The sequence below is a fragment of the Streptomyces sp. NBC_00344 genome (assembly GCF_036088315.1).
In the GTDB taxonomy this organism is placed as follows: domain Bacteria; phylum Actinomycetota; class Actinomycetes; order Streptomycetales; family Streptomycetaceae; genus Streptomyces.
Map to the genome: position 1 here is coordinate 1,015,482 of NZ_CP107996.1, position 21,791 is coordinate 1,037,272.

The 21,791-nt window shown below is 70.3% G+C and carries 21 protein-coding genes; 6 read left to right on the forward strand and 15 right to left on the reverse strand.

Features of this window, described 5'->3' with window-relative positions; all coding sequences use genetic code 11:
- Nucleotides 1-61: 61 nt before the first annotated feature.
- Both OHS16_RS04630 and pssA read left to right on the forward strand, forming a co-directional pair.
- Entirely contained in the window at nucleotides 62-709 is a 648-nt protein-coding gene (locus OHS16_RS04630) for a phosphatidylserine decarboxylase (protein WP_328535870.1), read from the forward strand.
- Complete coding sequence (gene pssA, locus OHS16_RS04635) at nucleotides 696-1,550, forward strand: CDP-diacylglycerol--serine O-phosphatidyltransferase (RefSeq protein WP_328535871.1); 855 nt, start codon at nucleotides 696-698, stop codon at nucleotides 1,548-1,550. The genes OHS16_RS04630 and pssA overlap by 14 nt, the downstream gene beginning before the upstream one ends.
- Before the next feature lie 72 nt (nucleotides 1,551-1,622).
- Here pssA and OHS16_RS04640 read toward each other — a convergent pair whose 3' ends face one another.
- Nucleotides 1,623-2,075 carry a MarR family winged helix-turn-helix transcriptional regulator gene (locus OHS16_RS04640; protein ID WP_443042559.1) on the reverse strand — a complete coding sequence of 151 codons (453 nt, stop codon included), beginning with the start codon at nucleotides 2,073-2,075 and terminating at the stop codon, nucleotides 1,623-1,625.
- Nucleotides 2,076-2,187: 112 nt separating this feature from the next.
- Here OHS16_RS04640 and OHS16_RS04645 point away from each other — a divergent pair, with 112 nt between their 5' ends.
- A complete protein-coding gene (locus tag OHS16_RS04645) occupies nucleotides 2,188-3,696 on the forward strand; it encodes an MFS transporter (protein WP_328535872.1) in 1,509 nt (502 codons plus the stop codon).
- A gap of 53 nt (nucleotides 3,697-3,749) precedes the next feature.
- Here the strand turns inward: OHS16_RS04645 and OHS16_RS04650 are convergent, their stop codons facing one another.
- Nucleotides 3,750-4,904 (reverse strand): glycerate kinase, encoded by a 1,155-nt coding sequence (locus tag OHS16_RS04650; protein ID WP_328535873.1) that lies wholly within the window; start codon nucleotides 4,902-4,904, stop codon nucleotides 3,750-3,752.
- Between the two features lie 63 nt (nucleotides 4,905-4,967).
- Between OHS16_RS04650 and OHS16_RS04655 the strand changes: the two genes are divergently transcribed.
- On the forward strand, nucleotides 4,968-5,282 hold the full coding sequence (locus OHS16_RS04655; protein ID WP_328535874.1) for a hypothetical protein: 315 nt from the start codon (nucleotides 4,968-4,970) through the stop codon (nucleotides 5,280-5,282).
- A gap of 212 nt (nucleotides 5,283-5,494) precedes the next feature.
- Here OHS16_RS04655 and OHS16_RS04660 read toward each other — a convergent pair whose 3' ends face one another.
- Nucleotides 5,495-6,694 carry a hypothetical protein gene (locus tag OHS16_RS04660; protein ID WP_328535875.1) on the reverse strand — a complete coding sequence of 400 codons (1,200 nt, stop codon included), beginning with the start codon at nucleotides 6,692-6,694 and terminating at the stop codon, nucleotides 5,495-5,497.
- A 314-nt stretch (nucleotides 6,695-7,008) separates the two neighbouring features.
- Here OHS16_RS04660 and OHS16_RS04665 point away from each other — a divergent pair, with 314 nt between their 5' ends.
- Entirely contained in the window at nucleotides 7,009-7,737 is a 729-nt protein-coding gene (locus OHS16_RS04665; RefSeq protein ID WP_328535876.1) for an SIR2 family NAD-dependent protein deacylase, read from the forward strand.
- Between the two features lie 85 nt (nucleotides 7,738-7,822).
- Here the strand turns inward: OHS16_RS04665 and OHS16_RS04670 are convergent, their stop codons facing one another.
- From OHS16_RS04670 to OHS16_RS04685, 4 genes are read right to left on the reverse strand one after another with little or no spacing between them, the layout of a single operon-like run.
- Entirely contained in the window at nucleotides 7,823-8,335 is a 513-nt protein-coding gene (locus OHS16_RS04670) for a methylated-DNA--[protein]-cysteine S-methyltransferase (RefSeq protein ID WP_328535877.1), read from the reverse strand.
- A 12-nt stretch (nucleotides 8,336-8,347) separates the two neighbouring features.
- Entirely contained in the window at nucleotides 8,348-9,817 is a 1,470-nt protein-coding gene (locus OHS16_RS04675) for an AlkA N-terminal domain-containing protein (protein ID WP_328535878.1), read from the reverse strand.
- A gap of 49 nt (nucleotides 9,818-9,866) precedes the next feature.
- Complete coding sequence (locus OHS16_RS04680) at nucleotides 9,867-10,388, reverse strand: O-acetyl-ADP-ribose deacetylase (protein ID WP_328535879.1); 522 nt, start codon at nucleotides 10,386-10,388, stop codon at nucleotides 9,867-9,869.
- 7 nt (nucleotides 10,389-10,395) lie between these two features.
- On the reverse strand, nucleotides 10,396-11,811 hold the full coding sequence (locus tag OHS16_RS04685) for a phytoene desaturase family protein (protein WP_328535880.1): 1,416 nt from the start codon (nucleotides 11,809-11,811) through the stop codon (nucleotides 10,396-10,398).
- A gap of 105 nt (nucleotides 11,812-11,916) precedes the next feature.
- Between OHS16_RS04685 and OHS16_RS04690 the strand changes: the two genes are divergently transcribed.
- Complete coding sequence (locus tag OHS16_RS04690; RefSeq protein ID WP_328540716.1) at nucleotides 11,917-12,702, forward strand: nucleotidyltransferase domain-containing protein; 786 nt, start codon at nucleotides 11,917-11,919, stop codon at nucleotides 12,700-12,702.
- Between the two features lie 8 nt (nucleotides 12,703-12,710).
- On the opposite strand, the gene OHS16_RS04695 is transcribed toward OHS16_RS04690, so the two are convergent.
- The 8 genes from OHS16_RS04695 to OHS16_RS04730 all read right to left on the reverse strand — a co-directional run bounded on the left by OHS16_RS04695 (nucleotide 12,711) and on the right by OHS16_RS04730 (nucleotide 21,715).
- A complete protein-coding gene (locus tag OHS16_RS04695) occupies nucleotides 12,711-13,550 on the reverse strand; it encodes an inositol monophosphatase family protein (RefSeq protein WP_328535881.1) in 840 nt (279 codons plus the stop codon).
- Between the two features lie 41 nt (nucleotides 13,551-13,591).
- Nucleotides 13,592-15,388, reverse strand: a complete 1,797-nt coding sequence (locus OHS16_RS04700; RefSeq protein ID WP_328535882.1) for a gamma-glutamyltransferase family protein — start codon at nucleotides 15,386-15,388, stop codon at nucleotides 13,592-13,594.
- A 14-nt stretch (nucleotides 15,389-15,402) separates the two neighbouring features.
- The gene (locus OHS16_RS04705; RefSeq protein ID WP_328535883.1) at nucleotides 15,403-16,392 is read right to left on the reverse strand and encodes an ABC transporter ATP-binding protein; all 990 of its coding nucleotides are present in this window, start codon (nucleotides 16,390-16,392) and stop codon (nucleotides 15,403-15,405) included.
- Nucleotides 16,389-17,480 carry an ABC transporter ATP-binding protein gene (locus OHS16_RS04710; RefSeq protein ID WP_328535884.1) on the reverse strand — a complete coding sequence of 364 codons (1,092 nt, stop codon included), beginning with the start codon at nucleotides 17,478-17,480 and terminating at the stop codon, nucleotides 16,389-16,391. Before OHS16_RS04710 ends, OHS16_RS04705 begins: the two co-directional genes overlap by 4 nt.
- Entirely contained in the window at nucleotides 17,477-18,349 is an 873-nt protein-coding gene (locus tag OHS16_RS04715; RefSeq protein ID WP_443042560.1) for an ABC transporter permease, read from the reverse strand. Before OHS16_RS04715 ends, OHS16_RS04710 begins: the two co-directional genes overlap by 4 nt.
- A complete protein-coding gene (locus OHS16_RS04720; RefSeq protein ID WP_328535885.1) occupies nucleotides 18,346-19,299 on the reverse strand; it encodes an ABC transporter permease in 954 nt (317 codons plus the stop codon). Before OHS16_RS04720 ends, OHS16_RS04715 begins: the two co-directional genes overlap by 4 nt.
- Entirely contained in the window at nucleotides 19,296-20,801 is a 1,506-nt protein-coding gene (locus OHS16_RS04725; RefSeq protein ID WP_328535886.1) for an ABC transporter substrate-binding protein, read from the reverse strand. The genes OHS16_RS04720 and OHS16_RS04725 overlap by 4 nt, the downstream gene beginning before the upstream one ends.
- Nucleotides 20,802-21,382: 581 nt before the next feature.
- Nucleotides 21,383-21,715, reverse strand: a complete 333-nt coding sequence (locus OHS16_RS04730; protein WP_328535887.1) for a hypothetical protein — start codon at nucleotides 21,713-21,715, stop codon at nucleotides 21,383-21,385.
- Between the last annotated feature and the right edge of the window lie 76 nt (nucleotides 21,716-21,791).

Sequence of the window (21,791 nt, forward strand, 5' to 3'; positions counted from 1 at the left end):
CATCGCCCGAAAGCCGCCGTCCCCCGTTACTGCGCGGCATCATCCGCTACGAAGGTCATTCATGCCCCACAGCCAAACCTCTGCACCACGCGGCCGCGTCCGTCTCGCGCGCGGAGCATCGCCGTGGCTTCTGCCGACTGTCGCGACAGCCGCTCTCAGCCTGGCCCGGGCCCGCAGATCCGGCCGCTGGGCGGCTGCCGCCGTGCCCACCACCGCTCTCGCGGCGGGCATGCTGTGGTTCTTCCGTGATCCCGAGCGCGAGATCGCGCAGGGCCGGGTCATCTCCCCGGCCGACGGTGTTGTGCAGAGCGTCATGCCGTGGAAGGACGGGCGCACCCGCGTCGCGATCTTCATGAGCCCGCTGAACGTCCACGTGAACCGTGCGCCACTGGCCGGCACGGTGACGTCGGTCGAGCACATCCCCGGCGGTTTCGTCCCGGCGTTCAACAAGGAGAGCGAGAACAACGAGCGCGTTGTCTGGCACTTCGACACCGAGCTCGGCGACATCGAGATGGTGCAGATCGCCGGCGCCGTGGCACGGCGCATCGTGCCGTATCTCCCGCAGGGTACGAAGGTGGACCAGGGCGAGCGGATCGGCCTGATCCGCTTCGGCTCCCGTGTCGACATCTACCTTCCGGAAGGTATCGATGTCGCGGTCGAGGTCGGCCAGACCACCACCGCGGGGGTGACTCGAATTGACCGTGATTGATCCGGACACGCAGACCGGCTGGGTCCCCGGGGCCGAGGACGAGGACGACGCCGAGGACATGCCGCTCTCACTGCGGTTGTCGATAGCGGACACCCTCACTCTCGGTAACGCCACGTGCGGTTTCATGGCGGTGTACTTCACCACCACCGGGATCCTCATCCCGCATCTCCAGGGCAGCCAGGAGACGGGCATGGCGCGGCACTCAGCCGCGACCGCGGTGATCCTGATGCTGATGGCAGCCATCTTCGACCTCTGTGACGGGCTCGTGGCGCGCAAGCTCCGCAGCTCGCCGATGGGCGCGGAGCTGGACAACCTCTCCGACCTGATCAGCTTCGGGCTCGCCCCGGCGTATTTCGTACTGGTGTACGGAATGGTCGCGGACGACGCCCATCAGCGGGTTGCCGCCGTGGCTGCGATCGTGGTGCTGCTGGCGGTGGTGCTGAGGCTTGCGCGGTTCTCCTGCGTGACCTTGAAGGACGGCATGTTCCAGGGCATGCCGAGCCCCTTCGGGGCCCTGACGGTCGTCTCGATCGTGCTGCTCGAGCTGCCGTTCGTGCCGACGCTGCTGGCCGTCATCGGCGTCGCGTGGCTGATGGTGAGCCGGGTCGAGTACCCGAAGCCGCGGGGCATCCTCGCGGTGGGGATGCTCAGCTGGATCGTGGGCGCCATGGGGCTGCTCGCCGCCTGGGCGTTCGACGCGCCGGGCGGACAGCTGCTGCTGCAGACCGGCTGCGCGCTCCAGGTGGTCATGGGCGCGGTCATCCCGCTCTTCGCCACCGCGCGCCGGGTGAACACCTTCCGGGGCAACCGCCGGGAGGCGCGTACGGCGCAACTGCCGTAGCGCATCCGAGCACAACCGAGGGCCCCGAGTGCTGAGCACTCGGGGCCCTCGGTTTTCCCTGCCGGAACCGGCCTAGCGGCTCGTCGGGGGGATAGCGGCCGGCGCCGCCGCGAAGACACGCTCCAGGAGTCCGGCCAGCGTGGCGCGGTCGTCCTCGTCGAGCGTGGCCAGGCCGTCCAGCGTGAGGTGCATCTTCGCGCGGATCGCGTCGATGATGCGCTCGCCCTCGTCGGTGAGCACCACATTCTTGACCCGCCGGTCGGTGGGACTGGGCTCGCGGCGCACGAGGCCGCGCTTCTCCAGCCTGTCGATGATTCCGGTCATGTTGGAGGCGTCGCAGGAGAGGGTCGTGGCGAGGGCCCGCATCGCGGAAGGCCCGCGGCGCAGCACCGTGAGCGTCTTGCCCTGGCTGGCCGTGAGGCCTTCGGTGGCGGCGGCGACGGTGAAGTCGCCGTAGTAGACGCCCAGGGACACCGAGAGGAGCTCCATGAGCTGGGCCGTGCCGGCCCTGGGATTTCCTGGCATGTGATGCACCTTACTCCAGGAAAGTTGACGATCTCAAACATTGATGTTTACGGTCTCCCCATTGCTTGAAGTTCTCAAGCATCAAGGTCCTCAAGTAGTGGGAAGAGTTTCCGTGACTGACGCACAGCACGCGGTGGCCCCGCGGCCCGCCGGGAAGCCCGGACAGACCGCGGTCGTCCTGGTGCTCGGGCTCGCCGCCATGGTGGTCTCGATGATGCAGACCCTGGTCGTCCCGATCCTGGGGATCATGCAGACCGATCTCGGCACCAGCACCGCGAACATCAGCTGGGTGACCACGGCCACGCTGCTCTCTGCTGCCGTCTTCACCCCACTGCTCGGCCGTTTCGGCGACCAGCACGGCAAGAAGCCCACCCTCGTCGGCGTACTCCTCGTCATGATCGCCGGTTCGGTGCTCGCCGCCACCACGACATCCCTGACCTGGCTCCTCGTCGGCCGGGTGATGCAGGGAGCGGCCACCGCGATCTTCCCGCTCGCCCTGTCCGTACTGCGTGAGGAGATCAAGCCGGAGAAGCTGCACGGAGCCATGGCGCTGGTGAGTGGCACGCTGGCCTTCGGCAGCGGACTCGCTCTGGTCGGCGCCGGGCTCCTCACCCAGGGGGCGGACCCCGACTATCACCGGGTGTTCTGGCTGGCCGTGGGACTCGCTGTGGTGGCGCTGGCCGGCGTGCTGTTCGCCGTGCCCGCCTCCCGTGCGAAGTCGGGCGGACGCACCGACTGGCTGGGCGCGCTCGCCCTCGCTGCCCTGCTGGTCCTGCTGCTGCTGCCCATCTCGCAGGGCCACGAGTGGGGCTGGACCTCCGGACGAACGCTCGGCGCGTTCGTCGGCGCCGTCGCCATGACGGCGGTGTGGGTGTTCACCGAGCTCCGGGTCGGTGAACCGATGGTGGACATGAAGATGTTCGCCCACCGCCCCGTTCTCTTCACCAACCTGGCCGGCCTGCTGCTGGGCTTCGCGATGTTCTCCCAGTTCATCGGGGTCTCGTACCTGGTACAGATGCCCGAGAAGATCACCGGTTACGGCTTCGGGGCCTCGGTGCTCGGCGCGTCGGTGGTCTATCTGCTGCCCACCACGCTGGTCTCACTCGTCGGCGCACAGTTCGGCGGGCTGCTGGTACGCCGGATCGGAGCGCGCTTCACTCTCGCGGCGGGGGCCTGCTTCGGGGTGATCGGCTTCACCTGGCTGACCCTGGCCCATGACACCACCGCTTCGGTGATCACTGCAGGCATGGTGATCGGCCTGGCGATCAGCTTCGGATACGCTTCCATGCCCGCGCTCATCGTGGCCGGGGTTCCGCCGCACCAGACCGGGATCGCCAACGGCATCAACTCCATCTCCCGCTCGGTCGGCAGCGCCATCGCCAGCGCCGTGATCACCTCCCTGCTGGCGTCGAAGTCCGTCGCCCACCTGCCGGCCGGGGTGCCCCCGCTGCCCGCGGAGAGCCAGTTCACGCTGAGCTTCGCCATCGCGGGCGCGGCCTTCGTAGCAGTCGTGGCGGTGTCGCTGTTCGGTCTGACCGCGGCGCACTCGCCGCGCACCCAGAAAGCCGGAAAGGCACCGGCAGCCGATGCCGCCGATGCCCTGGAGACCGCCTCCGTCTGACATGTGGGGCCGGTCCCGGATGACCGGGACCGGCCCCACAGCAGGTCAGCGCCTCAGCGCAGGAAATCACGCGCGATGTTCTCCGCGACCTGCTCGAGGAGCGGGCCCGCCTCGGCAATGCAGCGTGCCGTGTCGGGTTCCAGTTCGGTGAGGGCATACGCACGGCGGATTCCCGCCCTGTTCAGTGCGTCGGCCGGGAGCAGCAGACGGCCGCAGACCGCGACGACCTCCTTGCCCGCCGCGCGGGCCGCCGCTGCGACACCGGCAGGGGCCTTGCCGTGCAGGGTCTGCTCATCGAGCGAGCCCTCACCGGTGATGACCAGGGTCGCCCGGGCCACCGCGGGGGCGAAGCCCAGCACATCGAGCATCACCTCGATGCCGGCCCGGAAGCTCGCTCCGAGGCCCACCAGAGCGCCGTAGCCGATGCCTCCGGCCGCCCCCGCGCCCGGTGCCCGTGCGGCGTCGGCCGCCTTCGCTCCGACGGTCTTCTCGAGCACGACGGCGAAATGCGCGAGTGCCGCGTCCAGCGCAGCCACCTGACCGGGATCGGCGCCCTTCTGCGGGCCGTACACCGCCGGGGCCCCCTTGGGCCCGGTCAGAGGGTTGTCCACATCGCTGGCCAGCACGATCTCCGTCTCGGCGATCCGTGCGTCCAGCCCGGAGAGATCGGCGGAGACAAGGTCACGCAACCCTCCGCCCCCCGGTCCCACCGGCCGGCCGTCCGCATCCAGGAAGCGGGCTCCGAGTGCGGCCAGCATCCCGGCTCCGCCGTCGGTGGTGGCGCTGCCGCCGACACCGAAGACAATGCTGCGGGCTCCCGCGTCGAGCGCGGCGCCCAGCAACTCACCCGACCCGTAGGTCGTCGCCGTGAGCGGAGCGAACACTCCTTCGGGGAGATGCTGGAGGCCGGACGCCTCTGCCATCTCCACGACAGCGACGGTGCCCCGCAGTGCGAAGACCGCGTCCCGCTGCTCACCGAGCGGACCGGTGACCCGTACCTGGCGGCGCTCGAAACCCGCCGCCACCGCGGCTGCGACCGTGCCGTCGCCGCCGTCTGCGACGGGCAGTGTCTCCACCTGCACTTCGGGAGCGACCCTCCGCAGTCCGGCCGTAACCCTCTCGGCGACCTGTACCGCCGTGAGTGATCCCTTGAACTTGTCCGCCGCCACGAGCACCCGTGGGGCTTCAGATACTGCTCCGTCCGTCACCTTGCTATCCCTTGCTTTCGAACAGGCAGTCGCGCCGCCCCGACCCTATCCGCTGCCGCGTCGTTGCAGAAGGAGCAGCCGGGCCCGGCAACCGGCCCCGCCTGCGTGAAGGCGCCGAAATGCGGGGCACCGGGGCCCGGCAGCCCGAGCCGGATCAGCGTCCCGTGTCCCACGCTGGTCCTGGACTACGACGACGAGACCTTCCATCCGGGTCAGCCACGCCAGTTCTTCGAGCTGCTGCGCAGCCGCAAGGAGTACCGGCTGATGCGGGCGGCCGCCGGTGCCCAGCTGCACTGCTCGCCCATGGCTCCGCCACAGCACCGCGAGGTCGTCTTCGACTGGCTGGAGGACGCCCTGGGCCGGGGCGACCGCCGTTAGGCCGTGGATCAGAACCCCCGGCTGCCCCACGGGCGGACGCCGCTACTTCCGCACCCGCAACGGCCTCCCATACGTCACCCAGCTCGAAGGCCCGCCTTTCAGCAAGTTCGGCTCGGATCCGGGAACCGCCTGAGGCGCCACCGATCAAGACAGTGCGGAGGTCCCGGACCAGCGGCCCGGGGCGGGTGGTATCCCACGCGTCGGACGACCCGTCAGCTCAGGCTCTGCGTTCGGCGGCGGCGCACGACGAGGAGCGTGCCCACCCCCGTGACCACGACCGCGGCAGCCGCACCCGTGAGCGGCAGCACCGAGGCCCCGGTCTCTGCGAGAGTGCCGCCGTTCGTCGTCGTCCCGTCGTCGCCGGTCGACGACGACCCGCCGGCCGAGCCGTCCGGTCCGTTGGTCGAGCCGCCCGCCGAGCCGCCCGAGCCACTGGTCGAGCCGCTCGGCCCCGCACCCGTGACATCCAGCGTGATGTCGGCCCTGTCGTTGGCCTTGTTGGGGTCGAACGGCCGTTCTTCGGTGCTCAGCGCCACCGAGCCCTTGGCGTGCGCCACCCGCTTCTCGATCTTCAGCTCGAAGGTGTAGGTCTCGTGGCTGCCGTCATTGAGCGACCGCATGCCGCAGACATACGCCTTACCCTTGGCCTGGCAGAACTGACCGCGCTTGACGACCGACGTTCCGGTGGGAAGCGTGATCCTCACACTGACGACCCGGTCCCCCGCCCTGGGCATGACCCAGGCAGGCCCGGCGTTGGTGAACTTCACCCCCATCGTCACCGTGTCGCCGACGCTCCCCTTCAACGCGGCACCGGTCACCTGGTAGTCGGCCGTGTTGACCGAGGTGACGGGGACATCGACGACGTGCGCGGACCCCTCGCCCCCGGCCTGTCCCTCGACCAGTTTCACCGCCGGTGCGGTTCCCGCCACCGGCGGAGTGCCGTTGTCGTCTGCCCCCGGCTCGTCCTCCCCGACACGAAGGCGCAGCTCGTCGTGGAGCGCGCGGTCCAATACCTTGACACGGAGAGGTCTCTCGGGCGTGTAGCCGACGCCCGGCTCCACCGCTTGGGCGAACGCGCACACCATGGTCCACCGCTCGGGCATCTCGTCATAGGGCCGGACATGCTGTGTGCGGCAGTTGGAGGGAACCTCCGCGAAGTCGAGTCCCCGGGTGACGGAGTAGGTGACCCACACCTTGTCGGCGACTCCGGTGCCCTTGTTCGCCACGGTGACCGGCGCATCGAAGATGCTCCCCGGTTTCACCCCGTCGATCGGCTCGACGCCTCCGATGACCAATTCGGGTGCGCTTTCATCGGCGAAGGCGGCGGGAGCCGCGGCCAGTGCGATCAGGCCGGCGGCGCCGAGGGCGGCGGCGGCACGGAAGGCGCGACGGTTGTGCGGGGGCATCGGCATGGAGAGAACCCTCTGTTGGGACGCGGGCGAACGGACGGTGTTTCACAGGAGAACAGCCCTTCGATCGCTAGACTCCCGCCGACCCCGAACAGTTGCACGTGCGGTGTCACCTCCGCCTTGCGATCGCACCCACCGGATTCGTGACCGCCCTCGGACGCCCGGTTCGGCGTGCGGCAGGGCTCCCGGCGCGAGAACCCGTCCCCCACGCGGTGGACAAGTGGATGTGGATCCCGACGAAGCAGCGGAACCAGCCGCATCGCCCGCGCCCGGATATCCGGTCGCTCCGAGCAGGCGAGCGCCGTACCTTCATGTTCATGAACAGGACACTCGTCGCCATCCTCAGCGGCGCCGGGATCTCCACGGACTCCGGCATCCCCGACTACCGCGGCCCCAACGGCCTGTGGCGGCGCGATCCCGAGGCCGAGAAGCTGGTCACCTACGACTACTACATGGCCGATCCGGACATCCGCCGCCGCTCCTGGCTGATGCGCCGTGACAGCGAGACCTGGCACGCGGAGCCGAACACCGCACATCGCGCCATCGCCGGACTCGAGCAGGCCGGCGTCCCGGTGCGGGTGATCACGCAGAACGTGGACGGGCTGCACCAGCTGGCCGGTCTCAGCCCGCGCAAGGTGCTGGAGCTGCACGGGTCGGCGCGGGCGGTGGTGTGCACCGGATGCGGGGCCCGCTCATCCATGGAGGAGGCGCTCGGACGGGTGGCGGCCGGTGAGGACGATCCGCCGTGCCTCCAGTGCGGCGGCGTCCTCAAGTCGACGACGGTCATGTTCGGGCAGCGTCTCGATCAACAGGTGCTGGGTGAGTCGATCGGTATCGCCAAGGCCTGTGAGGTCTTCATCGCGGTCGGCACCAGCCTCCAGGTGCAGCCCGCCGCGTCCCTGGCAGGGATCGCGGCGGATGCAGGAGCCCGGCTGATCATCGTCAACGCCGAACCGACGCCGTACGACGAGCTGGCGGCAGAGGTGGTGCGCGAACCCATCGGTACGGCGCTGCCCCGGTTGCTGAAGAGGTACGAACACGGCTGACCGGCCGGCGCGGCCGCGTCCCCTCTCACTCACCGGACAGGGGCGGGGCGCCTTCCGGCGCACCGCCCGGCCGTCCCGCGGGCTGTCAGAAGAGGACATCGCCTCCGGCGGGCCCGGTGAACGCTCCGTTCTCGAAAGCCAGCAGTCGTTGCTTGCGGTCGAGCCCGCCGCCGTATCCGGTGAGACTGCCGGTGGAGCCGATCACGCGGTGGCACGGGACGATGATCCCCACCGGGTTCTTGCCGTTGGCCAGGCCCACGGCACGTGAGGCGCCGGGCTTTCCGAGACGGTCGGCAAGGTCTCCGTAGGAGCGGGTCTGGCCGTACGGGATCTCCTGGAGCTGCTGCCAGACGCTGCCCTGGAACGGGGTGCCGTGGAGTTCGAGCGGCACGGTGAACTCCCGCAGCTCGCCGTCGAAGTAGGCGGCCAACTGGCTGATGACCGCGCCGAAGGGGCGGGGATCCGGGTCGCCGAACGTCTCGTCGGGCGGCCGGTGCCGCTGTTCGGTCATGTAGAGACCGCTCAGCGCGCTGTCTGTCCCGACCAGGGTCAGGGGGCCGTACGGGCTGTCGATGACGGTGTGCTGCCTGACGGGCATGAGTCATTTTCCTTACACGGGCAGGTTGTTGATGGGGTGGGTGTCGGTGGCCCACAGGTACTGGACCGCGTAGGCGCGCCACGGCCGCCAGGGCGCGGCGCAGCCGGTGAGGGCGGCCGGTGTCGACGGCAGGCCGAGTCCGGCGGCCGCGCGGCGCACACCGAGGTCGGTGGGGAGGAAGGCGTCGGGGTCACCGAGCGCGCGCATCGCGATCGCTTCGACCGTCCAGGGCCCGAACCCGGGCAGGGCGATGAGCCTGCTGCGGGCTTCGTCCCAGTCACTGTCGAAGCCGAGCTTCAGGGTTCCGTCGGCAAGGGACCCGACGAGGGTGGTGAGAGTGGTGCGTCTGCTGCGCGGCAGTGCCAGCGTCTCCGGGTCCAGGTCCGCCAGCGCCCGTGGTGCTGGGAAGAGATGGGTGAGACCCCCTCTCGGGTCGTCGACGGGCACCCCGTGGGCGGTGACGAGCCGGGCCGCGTGGGTACGTGCGGCCGCGGTGGAGACCTGCTGGCCGAGCACCGCCCGTACCGCGAATTCCTCCGCGTCGGCGGTGCGCGGCACCCGTCGCCCTGGTGCCTTGTCGACCAGCGGGGCCAGCAGTGGGTCTTCGCGCAACTGACCGTCGACGGCGACCGGGTCGGCGTCGAGGTCGAGCAGCCAGCGGCAGCGGCTGATGGCATGGGTGAGATCGCGCAGATCGGTCAGTGAGAGCACGGCGCCGATGTGGTCGGGACGCGGGGTGAGCTCGGCGATGCCGTGGCCGTAGGGGAGGGAGAGCGTCCGGCGGTACGCGCCGTCCCGCCATTCCTCCACTCCGGGGACGCCCGTCGCCACGAGGTGTCCGAAGAGGTTGTCGGGATTGAGCGGTGCCCGGAACGGCAGCCGGAGCGAGATCGCGCCCGGAGTGTGCGGCTGCCTGCCGCGTGCGGCCCGGCTGCGCAGTTCGCTCGGCGCGAGCGCGAAGACCTCACGGACGGTCTCGTTGAAGGTGCGGATCGAGGAGAAACCGGCTGCGAACGCCGCGTCCGCCATGGGCAGGTCCGTGGTCTCGATCAGGATGCGCGCCGTCTGGGCGCGCTGTGCCCGGGCCAGGGCGAGAGGGCCCGCACCGAGTTCGGTGAGCAGCTGCCGTTCGATCTGGCGGGTCGAGTAGCCGAGTCTGGCCGCCAGGCCCGGCACTCCGTCGCGGTCCACCACGCCGTCCCTGATCAGCCGCATCGCCCGGGCCACCACATCAGCTCGGGCGTTCCACTCCGGTGAGCCTGGGCTGGTGTCGGGCCGACAGCGCTTGCAGGCGCGGAAACCGGCCTGCTGGCAGGCGGCCGCGCTGGGGTAGAAGGTCATGTTCTCGGCCTTGGGCGGCACGACCGGGCAGCTGGGCCTGCAGTAGATCCTGGTCGTCAGGACGGCCGTGAAGAACCAGCCGTCGAAGCGGGCGTCCTTCGACTGGACGGCACGTACGCAACGCTCGGTGTCGGTGTGCATGGTTCAAGCATTGGGCATGGCGGCGGTTTCGGCTGGCGAGAATCCGACATCAGCCTTGAGCGGCCAGGGCCTCCGCGAATTCACCGTAGGCGTAGTCGTCGAAGAGCACGAACCGCACCTCTTCGACCGAATCCGTGGCCGTCTCCCTGACCGTGCGCACCGCGATCCGTGCTCCGTCGTCCATCGGCCATCCGAAGATCCCGGTGGAAATGGCGGGGAAGGCCACGGTCTTCGCCCCCAGCTCCCCGGCCACCCGCAGCGCCTCGCGGTAACAGGACACCAGCAGTGCGGAACGGTCCTCGTTGCCGGACCAGACGGGGCCGACCGTGTGGATCACCCACCGGGCGTCCAGCTGCCCCGCGATGGTGGCGACGGCCTGGCCGGTCGGCAGCCCTTTCCCGTAGTGCGAGGCCCGGAGTTCACGGCAGGCCGCGAGGATGTCCGGGCCCCCCCGGCGGTGGATCGCACCGTCGACGCCTCCGCCACCGAGCAGGCTGGAATTGGCGGCGTTCACGATGGCGTCGACCTGTTGGCCTGTGATGTCTCCCTGCACCAGGGTGATGGCGGTCATACAGCCATCATGCCTGGCGCAGCCGACGCCATACGGCCTTCGCCGCATTATGCCCCGACATGCCATGGACGCCGGGGCCCGGCGGGGTCGCTGCCGAACAGATGTACACAGCCGGATGGGACGTGGTGTACGGAAACAAGGACAACTTGGGCCTCAGCAGCAACTGCAGCCCCGACGCCGCACCGCAGGCGATATCGCCGCCGACATAGTTCGCGTTCCTGGCGAAGAGCTCGGCCGGCCCTGCGGTGGCCCGGGCGAGCACCCGGTCACGGAAGCCGGGCGCGAACCGTTCGAGCTGTCGCTCGACCGCCTCGGTGAGATCCCCTTCCCAGCGGTGCGGGACATGGCCGTACGTCCAGAAGACGTGCTTGCCACCGGGGGCCCGGGACGGGTCCACCAGGCTCGGCTGGGCGCTGATCAGGAACGGCGTATCCGGGGCGCTTCCGCCCGATGCCTGGCGCAGCGCCGTGGCGATCTCCCGGCTGCCGGAGCCCAGTTGGACGGTACCCGCCCGCCGGGCTTCCTGGGCGGTCCACGGCACCGGCCCGTCCAGCGCGTAATCGATCTTGAAGACGCTCGCCCCGTACCGGTATCCGTCATAGACCCGGCCGAGGCCCGCCATCCGCGCGACCGCCGTCGGTGAGGTGTCGAAGATGTACGCGCGGGCCGGCGGCAGGTCGTCGAGCCGCTTGACCTCGTATCCGGTGTGCACGACGCCGCCCAGATCGCGAAGCCAGCCGGCCAGCGCGTCGGAGATGGACTGCGAACCGCCGCGCGGCATCGGCCAGCCGCCCTCGTGCGCCGCCAGCGCGAACATCAGGCCGACGGCGCTGGTGGCGAGGCCGGTCAGCGGGGCGATGACATGCGCCACGAGCCCGGCGAACAGCGCCCGCGCCCGGTCGTCACGGAACCGCTTCAGCAGCCAGGTGGACGGCGGAAGTCCGTTCAGTCCGAATCGGGCAAGGGTCACCGGATCACGCGGCAGGGCGGTCAGCGGCAGGGACATGAAGTCCCTTGCCAGGGTGTCCCACTTGCCGAGGTACGGCGCGAGAAGCCGCCGGTAGGCTCCCGCGTCGCGCGGCCCGAAGGAGGCGGCGGTCTCGGCGACCGAGCGGGCGAGTACCGCGGCCGTCCCGTCGTCGAAGGGGTGCGCCAGGGGCAGCTCGGGGTGCAGCCACTCGAGCCCGTAGCGCCGCAGCGGCATTGTCTTGAAGACCGGGGATCCGACGCCCAGCGGATGAACCGCCGAGCACGGGTCGTGCCGGAATCCGGGCAGCGTCAGCTCTTCCGTCCGCGCGCCGCCTCCCACGGTGTCGCGGGCCTCGAAGATCTCGACGGCGAACCCACGGCGGGCCAGTTCCACGGCAGCGGTCAGGCCATTGGGTCCCGCCCCCACGACGACGGCATCGAGCATCGACGGCACCTTCGGACTCCTTTGTCAGCCGACGGCAGATGCCCCAGGATATTCCCGCGCGCCGACAGCCCTGCCGGGGGTAGCGTCCGGCCGGTGGACACATCCGTCGCGACCATGGCCGAAAGGCTCTGCGGTGTTCCCGGCATCCGGGCAATCGCCCTCGGCGGCAGCAGGGCGCGGGGCACGCACCGCCCTGACTCGGACTGGGACCTGGGCCTCTACTACCGGGGCCGCCCCGACCTCTCCGCGCTCACCGAGCTCGCCTGCGACATCGCCGACCGCCCGGTCGAGGTGGCGGCGCCCGGAGGGTGGGGTCCCTGGGTCGACGGCGGGGCCTGGCTCACTGTCGGCGGTGTGGCGGTGGACTGGATCCTGCGTGACCTCGACCGGGTCGAACGCGTATGGGCGGACTGCCGCGAAGGCCGGTACGAGGTGGGGATCCAGCCGGGCCATCCGCTCGGCTTCTGGTCCCCCGCGTACCCCGGAGAGGTGGCACTCGGCCGCGTACTGGCCGATCCGGCCGGAGAGCTGACCGCACTGCGGGCGCAGACACTTCGCTATCCCGAACCCCTTCGCAGGGCCCTGTCGGAAGCTGCCTGGGAGGCCGGATTCTCGGTGGCGGCGGCCCGGAAGTCGGCGCGCAGCGGCGACGTCCTGCACGGCTCGCTCTGTCTGTCCCGGGCGTTCGGCGTCCTGGTCCAGTCTCTGCACGCGCACCACCGTGTCTGGTGCGTCAACGAGAAGGGTGCGCTGGCGGCGGCCGCCGCGCTGCCGCGAACGCCCACGGATTTCGCCGCCCGGGTGTCCGCCGCCCTGACCGCACTGGACCCGGCCGCCGTGGAAACAGCTGCGGCCCTGGTCACCGAGGTCCGCGCGGTGCTGGCCAACGGCACGCCGTGAGCCTGACGTCAGTCGCCTGAAGTCCCGGGCGCCGCCAGCAGTTCGTGCACCCGGCGGGCGGTGGCCGCGTCCCGGGCCGCCGTGAAGGGCAGCGCGTTGCCACCGGCGACGCGGAACGGCTCGCCGGTCAGGGTCAGATGTACGCCGCCGGCCTCCTCCACCAGCAGCAGTCCCGCCGCGTGGTCCCAGGCCAGTTCCCAGTTGAACGCCACGGCGTCGAGGCGGCCCCTGGCGATGGCCAGGTACTCCAGCCCCGCCGAGCCGCAGGGCCGCGTGTGAATGCCTTGGGTCCGCAGACTCAGCAGCGACCGCTTCTGCTCGGGTGTGGTGAAGTCCGGGTGCGATGTGGCGACTTCGAGTACCGCACCTGGGCCGGGCGCGCCGGCGGACAGCGGTTCGCCGTTGAGACGGGCGCCACGTCCCCGCACCGCCACGGCCATCTCGTCCAGCGCGGCGGCGTAGGTCCAGGAGGCGAGGAGTTCGCCCCGGTGGACCAGCGCCACCAGTGTGCAGAAGCCGGGTTCACCGCGGACGAACTGCCGGGTGCCGTCCACCGGATCGACGATCCAGACCGGGGCGTCGCGGTGTATCGCGTCGTACGACGACGGGTCGGCGGACACAGCCTCCTCACCGACGACCACCGAGCCCGGCAGCAGTGCGCCGAGGGAGGCCGTGAGGTGTTCCTCGGCGCCGCGGTCGGCCACCGTCACCAGGTCGTGCGGGCCGCTCTTCTCGGCGATCTCATGTGCGGCGAGCTGCCGGAAGCGCGGCAGGATCTCCGCGGCGGCCGCCTCACGGACGGCAGCCTCGACATCGGACACATCCCCGGCACCAAGTTGTTCGATCATTCACCCATCTCAGCACACCGCGGTGACGGCGAAGCACCCCGTCAGCGGCCTACGGCGTAACCCTGCATTCCACGGGGGTTCGCCGCGGCGCTCAGCACGCCCGTCTCCGGATCGCGGGCCACCGCGCAGAGCCGGCCCTCCGACCAGGCGTCACCGACGGTCACCAGATGGCCGCGCCTGCGCAGTCCTTCGATCGTCTCCCGTGCCATGCGGGACTCGACCGTGACACTGCCGGGCTGCATCCCCCGGGGGTAGAAGGAGCCGGGGAACGAGTCGTTGTGCCAGTTCGGTGCGTCGATGGCACCCTGCAGGTCGAGTCCGCCGCGGACCGTGGCGCGGAGGGCCACCGCCAGGAAGAAGTGCAGCTGCCACTGGTCCTGCTGATCGCCTCCGGGGGTTCCGAAGGCGAGCACCGGCACCCCGTTCCGCAGCGCGAGCGAGGGGGTCAGGGTGGTGCGTGGCCGGCGCCCCGGCGTGAGGGAGTTGGGCAGCCCCTCGTCCAGCCAGGCCATCTGCAGACGGGTACCCAGGGGGAAACCGAGCTCGGGCACGACCGGGTTGGACTGGAGCCAGCCGCCGCTCGGGGTGGCGGAGATCATGTTGCCCCAGCGGTCCACGATGTCCAGGTGGCAGGTATCACCGCGGGTGGCGCCGTCTTCGGCGACGGTCGGCTCCCCCGTACCGTCGGCCGGAGTACCCAGCGCATCGAAACCGGGCTGTCCCGCCGCGACAGCGGTGGCCTGGGCGCTCAGCCTCGGCTCACGGCCGCCGGGGCTGCCGGGGCGCAGTTCGTGCGAGGCGGTGCCGGTGACGAGCGCGCGCCGCTCGGCGTTGTAGCCGTCGGAGAGAAGTACGTCCAGCGGCACCTCATCGGCGTCGCCGTACCAGGCCTCGCGGTCGGCCATCGCCAGTTTGCAGCCCTCGATGAGCAGGTGAACGTACTCGGCGGAGCCGTACTCCGGGAGTTCGCCGGGGAGCACCGCCAGCTGCTGGAGGAAGGCCGGGCCCTGGCTCCAGCCGCCCGCCTTGCACAGCGTCCAGCCGTTCCAGTCGTAGGTCGCAGGAGCTTCGTAGCTCGCCGACCAGCCCGCGAGGTCGCCCGCCGTGAGGGTGCCGGTGTGGCGGGAGCCGCTGGTGTCCCTCGTGGGCCGGTTCGACTGGCGCACCAGCGCCTCGGCGATGAAGCCCTCCCGCCAGATCGCGCGCGCGGTGTCGATCTGGGTCACCCGGTCACCGGCCGTCGACTCGGCGATCACCCGGCGCCAGGTCGCCGCCAGGGCCGGGTTGCGGAAGAGCTCACCCGGCGCGGGAGGCTTCCCGCCTGGGAGATAGACATCGGCGGACGACTGCCACTCCGTCTCGAAGAGGCCCCTGACGGTCTCGACGGTCTGGCCGACACGCTCGACCGGCGCATGACCTTCGCCTGCATAGCCGATGGCGTACTTCAGCACCTCGGCGAGGGTCTTGGTGCCGTGGTCGCGGAGGAGCAGGAGCCAGGCGTCGAAGGCGCCGGGCACCGCCGCAGCGAGCGGCCCGGTGCCCGGTACCAGTTCGAGGCCGAGCGAGCGGTAGTGGGCGGCTGTCGCCCCCGCGGGTGCGACACCCTGCCCGCAGAGCACCTGCACCCGGCCGTCGGCAGGGGCGATGATGATCGGCACCTCTCCGGCCGGGCCGTTGAGGTGCGGTTCGACGACATGCAGGACGAAGCCCGCGGCCACGGCGGCGTCATAGGCGTTGCCGCCGTCCTCCAGCACGGCCATCGCGGACTGCGAGGCCAGCCAGTGGGTGGACGACACCATGCCGAAGGTGCCCTGCAGAGTCGGCCGGGTGGTGAACATGTGGTGCGGCTCCATCACTGTGGGATTACGGATGCGGACGATGCGTCGGGCGGGGTGCCGTCGTCGGCGACCAGATGGCAGGACGCCTGCCGTCCGCCGTCGAAGGTACGCAGTCCGGGGATGTCGGTGCGGCAGCGGTCCACGGCGAGCGGGCAGCGGGTGTGGAAACGGCAGCCTGCCGGCGGGTCGAGCGGACTCGGCAGCTCGCCTCCCAGCACGATGCGCTCACGGGTCCGCTGGGTGACCGGATCGGGTACCGGTGCGGCGGACAACAGGGCCTGTGTGTACGGGTGTTTCGGCGCCGCGAACAGTTCGGAGGTCGGTGCCAGTTCAACGATCTGTCCGAGGTACATCACGGCGATCCGGTCGGCGAGGAACTCGACGGCGGCGAGATCGTGAGTGATGAACAGACAGCCGAACCCCCGGCCTCGCTGCAGATCGGCGAGCAGGTTGAGCACCGAGGCCTGTACGGAGACATCGAGCGCCGATGTCGGTTCGTCGGCGACCAGCAGATCGGGGTCCACGGACAGCGCGCGGGCGATGGAGATCCGCTGCCGCTGACCACCCGACAGCTCGTGCGGGTGCCGGTCCGCGTGTTCGGGCCGCATACCGACCTGGCCGAGCAGCTCCTCGACCCGGGCGCGTACCGCCTCCCCCTTGGCGAGCCGGTGCAGTGTGATCGGTTCCGCGATGATCTGTCCGATGGTCATCCGCGGGTCGAGGGAGGACGACGGATCCTGGAAGACCAGGTGGAAGTTCTTGCGAAGCGGCCGCAGAGCGCGGCGCGACATGTGGGACACATCGGTGCCGTTGATGGCGACCGTGCCGCCGGTGGGCTCGTCGAGGCGTACCGCACACCGGCCCACCGTGGACTTGCCGCTTCCCGACTCCCCCACCAGGCCGACGACTTCGCCGCGGCCGACGGTGACGGATACACCGTCGACAGCCCGTACCGGGCCGAAGTGGCGTTCCAGCCCGTTCAGTTCGAGTACCGCATCAGTCACTGGGCCTTCTCCTCGCCAGTTGCCCCGGCAGTCGGTCCGCCGGCCGGTCCTGCCACCGCAGCGGCCGGGATGTTCGCATGCCAGCAGGCCGCGCGGTGCCGGGCATCGGCCCCGGAATCGAGGTCGACGGCCCTGATTCCGGGCCGCTCGGTGACGCACTGCTCGTCGGCGAGTGCGCAGCGGGGCGCGAAGGTGCAGGCGTCCGGCTGCACATCGAGGCTGGGAACCAGCCCGGGGATCTCCGGGAGCCGCCGTTTCCCCTCACCGCCCGGGGTGAGCACCGCGCCGAGCAGTCCGCGGGTGTAGGGGTGCCGGGGCTCCGCGAACAGCTCGTCGACCGGGGCCTGTTCGACGGCGCGTCCGGCGTACATGACCAGTACCCGGTCGGCTGTGTCGGCCACCACCCCCAGGTCGTGGGTGATGAGCACGATCGCCGTACCGAGCCTCTCGCGCAGCGATCGCAGTACATCGAGAATGCCTGCCTGGACGGTGACATCGAGTGCGGTCGTCGGCTCGTCCGCGATCAGCACCGACGGGTCGCAGGCCACCGCGATGGCGATCATGACCCGCTGCCGCATCCCTCCACTGAGCTGGTGCGGATACTCGCGGACCCGCTGCCGGGGTGCCGGGATGCCGACCAGTGCCAGGAGCTCGACGGCCCGCTCCCGCGCCTCTCTGCGACTCATGCCCAGGTGGCGGCGGAGCACCTCGCCGACCTGCCGGCCGATGGTCAGCACGGGATTCAGCGACGTCATCGGCTCCTGGAAGATCACCGCGATGTCCTTACCGCGGACCTTGCGGAGCTCCCTGTCAGTGGCGCCCACCAGCTCGCGCCCGCTCAGCCTCACCGAGCCGGTGACGGAGGCGGAGGGGGGCAACAGGCCCGTCACCGCCATGGAGGTGACGGACTTGCCGCACCCCGACTCGCCCACCACCGCGAGGACTTCACCGGCCTTGACGTCGTACGAGACGTGGTCGACGGCGTGCACGGTCCGTTCGGCGGAGCGGAAGGACACCGAGAGATCACGGACGCTCAGTACGGGTTCCGGTCCTGAACTCACCGGGCTCACGGGATTCACAGGGCTCATCGGGTGGCTCCACGGGGGTCGAGAACGTCACGCAGTCCGTCGCCGAGCAGATTGAAGGCCAGCGTCGCCGCGACGATCGCCAGGCCGGGGAAGACCGCCATCCACGGCGCCGGTGCCAGGAAGGACTGCGCACTGGAGAGCATGACGCCCAGCGATGCGTCGGGTGGCTGCACGCCAAGGCCCAGGAAGCTGAGCAGCGCCTCACCGATGATCGCGGCCGGCACCCCGACGGTCGCCTGGACGATCAGCGAGGAGGTGGCGTTGGGCAGGATGTGCCGGAAGAGAACGGTCCCGTCGCCACCGCCGTTGGCGACGGCGGCCGCCACGTAGTCGGTGTGCTTCAGCCGCAGGGTCTCGGCCCGGGTGATCCGGATGACCGCCGGGATCTGCGAGATGCCGATCGCTACGGTCGCGTTGGTCAGGGAGGGGCCGAGGATGGCGGCGAGCCCGACCGCGAGAACCAGGAAGGGGAAGGCCATCATGGTGTCGGTGAGCCGGGACACAGCGCCGTCGGTGAACCGGCCGTAGTACCCGGCGACAAGTCCCAGCGGTACGCCGGCCACGAAGGCGAGCAGCACCGCCAGCAGCCCGACCTGCATGGAGGCCCTGGCTCCGTACACGACCCTGGAGAGCTGGTCCCGTCCCAGGTCGTCGGTGCCGAGCCAGTGCGCCCAGCCGGGCGCGGCGAGCACATGACCGAAGTCGGGCTGCGCCGGATCGTAGGGGGCCACGAGCGGGGCACAGAGCGCCGCCAGTACAAAGACCGCCGCGATGACTCCGCCGGTGAGCGCGAGCCGGTTGCGCCGCAGCGCGCGCAGTTTGGCACCGCCCGCACCGGTCCTTGTCGCCGTGAGTGAGATCGCCGTCACCGGGCACCTCCGAGCCTGATGCGCGGGTCGATCACCGAATAGAGCACGTCGACCAGCAGGTTGATGAGGATGTACGCGGCGGAGGTGCAGAGCACCACGCCTTGCAGTGTCGCGTAGTCACGGGTGAAGACCGCGTCGATGGTCAGCTTGCCGAAGCCGGGCAGTACGAAGATCTGCTCGGTGACGACTGCGCCGGAAATCAGGTGCCCGAGCTGCAGGCCGAGCACGGTCACCACCGTCACCAGCGAGTTCCGCAGCGCGTGACCGCCGACGACCGCCCGCTGCGAGAGCCCCTTCGCCCTGGCCGTACGGACATAGTCCGCGGAGAGCGAGTCGAGCATCGCGGCCCTGGTCTGGCGCATCACCACGGCAGCGAGACCCGAGCCGAGCACGATCGACGGCAGCACCATGCGCCGCAGATTGTCGAGCGGGTCCGTGCCGAAGGGCACGAAGCCGGAGGCCGCGAAGACCGGCAGGGCGATGGCGAAGCCGAGCACCAGCACCATGCCGAGCCAGAAGGTCGGCACCGAGAGCCCGAGCAGTGCGACGGCGTTGGCGAACCACTCGGCCGGCTTTCCGCGCCGTACGGCAGCGATCACACCCGCGCCGATCCCCAGCACGGTCGCCAGCAGCAGTGCGAGCGCGGAGAGTTCGAGGGTGATGGGCAGCGCCGCACCGATGGCGTCGGCCACCGGCAGGCCGGTGCGTGAGGAGTTGCCCAGATCTCCGGTGAGGGCATGGCCGATGTAACGCCCGTACTGCACCACGATGTTGTCGTCGAGTCCGTAGCTGCGGCGAATGGCGGCGAGCGCCGCGGGGCTGCGCTCCTCACCCGCCATGGCGAGCGCCGGATCTCCGGGCAGTGCGCGGATGCCCGCGAAAACCACCACGCTGACCAGGAAGAGAGTGATCAGGGACTGACGGACCCGCGTCAGCAGGTACTTGGTCACCGTGTGTACCCCGCAGACTTCACTCGGACCAGACCATCGCCATAGACGGCGACGCCGGACACGGACTTGGTGGCGACGACGTAGTTCCGCTGCCGGTAGAGGTAGATGAGGGCATGCGCGGCGGTGACCCGTTTCGACAGCTCCCGGTAGATCCTGGTGCGCTCGGCCGGGTCCGCTTCGGAGCGGCCGCGCTCGATGAGCCGGTCGGTCTGCGGATCGCCGTAGCCGTAGGCGTTCATCGCGCCCCGGGTCTGCAGGAAGTTGGAGATGTTGCCGTCCGGATCGAGCCGCCCGGACCAGCCGCTGGTGAAGGCGTCGTAGTGCCCGTCATCGGTCTCCGAGAGGAGGGTCGCGTATTCCATGGGCCGCAGGACCACGTCGAATCCGGCCTCCTTGGCCATGGCCTGCACGACCTGGCCGATACGGCTCGACTCGGGCGTGGTCGACACCTTGAACTCGATGCGCAGCGGGGTCCTGACCCCCGCCGCCTTCAGCAGTGCCTTCGCCTTGGCGACATCGCGCCGGGGGCAGTGGGACGGCTGCACGCCGGGCGCGATCGTGGACTCCGGCGATATGGGGCCGCAGGCCGGTTCGTACATGCCCTGGAAGACGACCTTGTTGAGCAGCTCGCGGTCGATGGAGAGGTCGAACGCCTCACGGACCCTGACGTCACGCGCGATCGGGGTGCCGGGCTTCCCGGGCTTCTGGCCGAGGCCCTTGGTGTTCCCGACGTTCAGTCCGATGCCCTGGTAGCCGAGCGACGGCGAGTTGAACAGCTGGAGTCCGGGCTCGGTCAGCGCGCTGCGTACATCGACCGGTGCCATCTGGTCGCCGACCTGCACGTCCCCGGAGCGGAGGTTGGCCAGCCGGACGCCGCCGTCGGGGATCGGCTTGTAGATCACCTTGTTGAGATGAACATGCGCGGCGTCGTAGTAGCCGGGGTCCTTCTCCAGCACGATCCGGTCACCGCCGACCCGCTCGACGAAGCGGAAGGGGCCGACGCAGCTGGGGTGGTTGGTGAAGTTCTTGCCGTACTTCCTGAGCGCGGTCGGTGACATCACCATCCCGGCACGGTCGGCCAGTACGCCGGTCAGCGGGGTGTACGGCCGGCTGAGCTTCAGCTGCACGGTGTACCGGCCGGTGGCCCGGACCGATGTGACCGGAGCCAGCTCGGTGGCGCGCGCGGAGCCCGGCAGGTCGCGGTGGCGCAGCAGCGAGGTGACGACGGAATCAGCGTCGAGGCCGGTCCCGTCGCTGAACTTCAGCCCCCTGCGCACTCGCACGGTGACGGTCCTGCCGTCCGTCGATGTCTCCGGCTGCGCGGCGGCCAGCTGCGGCACCACGGCGCCCTGCTGGTTGATGTCGTAGAGCTTCTCGCACATCCCGGCGAACACGGTCCGGCCGACAAGGGTCTGCGCGAGGCTCGGGTCGAGTTTGTCCGGGTCAGCGTTGAGGGCGACGGTCAGCGTGCCGCCGTCGCGTACCGGCCGGCTGTCCGTCATCCGCACCCCGCCGACCCGAGTGGCCGAGGATTGCAACGACGTACAGCCCGATATGAGGAACACCAAGGCGACTGCCACCGGGGCAACAGCTTTCAGGCGCACGAGGGACTACCTCCCGCCAGGGACGATCAAGGAATACCGCAGACCGTATTTCGCATACAGTCCACAGGACAAGCCCCTCCGCCCACATCGTGGACGCCCGTTGATGAAGATCGGGTAACGCCGTGCGGCAAATGGTGCATCGAGCATCTAATTACCGGCGGACGGACCACCCGCCACCCCGTGCGCAGTACATCGCACCTGCGAAAACTTCACTCACCCTCCGTCGCACCACTCGCCACGGCGCCCGTCGCCCCGCGCGCGGGTGCAGCCGGAAGGGCACGTCGCTGCCGTCCGGATCATCCCGGTTGGGATAGACATGAAACCGCCCGATGACGTGACCCCCCTCGCCGAGGACGGTGCAGGTGAAACCGCGACGCCATACGAAACCCCGGGCGCCCTCCTCCGCTGGGCACACCCCGCCCGAGGCCGCTGCCGTACGGCACTCGTCCGGCTTCGTGCGCAGCCGGACCGGCCCGGCGTCACCCGGATGTGTCGCGGTGCGCTCCCCCGTCGCCCTCACCGCCTTCGGCCCCTCCCCCACCGGCCTCCGGCCCATCCCCGGGGCCCCCCTCGCCGGTCTCGCCGTCGTCGTCTCCCGGAGGGGCCTTCCGCAGCCGCAGGCCGAGATACACGAAGACCACCGCGATGGCGAACCACATGATGGTGGCGATCCAGGCATACGGCTTCGGCGCCCAGGCGAGCCAGATGAACGCCCAGACGACAAAGGCGACGGCAAGCGCGAAATATCCGGTCGCGGCCTTCCGGGCGGCCCACCGGGCGGCGGAGCCCTTCGGTCCTTCTGTCCGCTTCATGCCCGGAACCTACCCGCTGACGGCGTGTGGCCGATTCCCACGCCACACCTCTCATCGTCTACAGTTCCGTAGACCG

What these genes read in the sequence shown, in the direction of transcription:
- OHS16_RS04630 (WP_328535870.1), top strand. Translation starts at nt 62, where the DNA reads ATGCCCCACAGCCAAACCTCTGCACCACGCGGCCGCGTCCGTCTCGCG.
- OHS16_RS04640 (WP_443042559.1), bottom strand. Translation starts at nt 2,075, where the DNA reads ATGCCAGGAAATCCCAGGGCCGGCACGGCCCAGCTCATGGAGCTCCTC.
- OHS16_RS04660 (WP_328535875.1), bottom strand. Translation starts at nt 6,694, where the DNA reads ATGCCGATGCCCCCGCACAACCGTCGCGCCTTCCGTGCCGCCGCCGCC.
- OHS16_RS04665 (WP_328535876.1), top strand. Translation starts at nt 7,009, where the DNA reads ATGAACAGGACACTCGTCGCCATCCTCAGCGGCGCCGGGATCTCCACG.
- OHS16_RS04670 (WP_328535877.1), bottom strand. Translation starts at nt 8,335, where the DNA reads ATGCCCGTCAGGCAGCACACCGTCATCGACAGCCCGTACGGCCCCCTG.
- OHS16_RS04675 (WP_328535878.1), bottom strand. Translation starts at nt 9,817, where the DNA reads ATGCACACCGACACCGAGCGTTGCGTACGTGCCGTCCAGTCGAAGGAC.
- OHS16_RS04680 (WP_328535879.1), bottom strand. Translation starts at nt 10,388, where the DNA reads ATGACCGCCATCACCCTGGTGCAGGGAGACATCACAGGCCAACAGGTC.
- OHS16_RS04690 (WP_328540716.1), top strand. Translation starts at nt 11,917, where the DNA reads ATGGCCGAAAGGCTCTGCGGTGTTCCCGGCATCCGGGCAATCGCCCTC.
- OHS16_RS04695 (WP_328535881.1), bottom strand. Translation starts at nt 13,550, where the DNA reads ATGATCGAACAACTTGGTGCCGGGGATGTGTCCGATGTCGAGGCTGCC.
- OHS16_RS04700 (WP_328535882.1), bottom strand. Translation starts at nt 15,388, where the DNA reads ATGTTCACCACCCGGCCGACTCTGCAGGGCACCTTCGGCATGGTGTCG.
- OHS16_RS04710 (WP_328535884.1), bottom strand. Translation starts at nt 17,480, where the DNA reads ATGAGCCCTGTGAATCCCGTGAGCCCGGTGAGTTCAGGACCGGAACCC.
- OHS16_RS04725 (WP_328535886.1), bottom strand. Translation starts at nt 20,801, where the DNA reads ATGACGGACAGCCGGCCGGTACGCGACGGCGGCACGCTGACCGTCGCC.
- OHS16_RS04730 (WP_328535887.1), bottom strand. Translation starts at nt 21,715, where the DNA reads ATGAAGCGGACAGAAGGACCGAAGGGCTCCGCCGCCCGGTGGGCCGCC.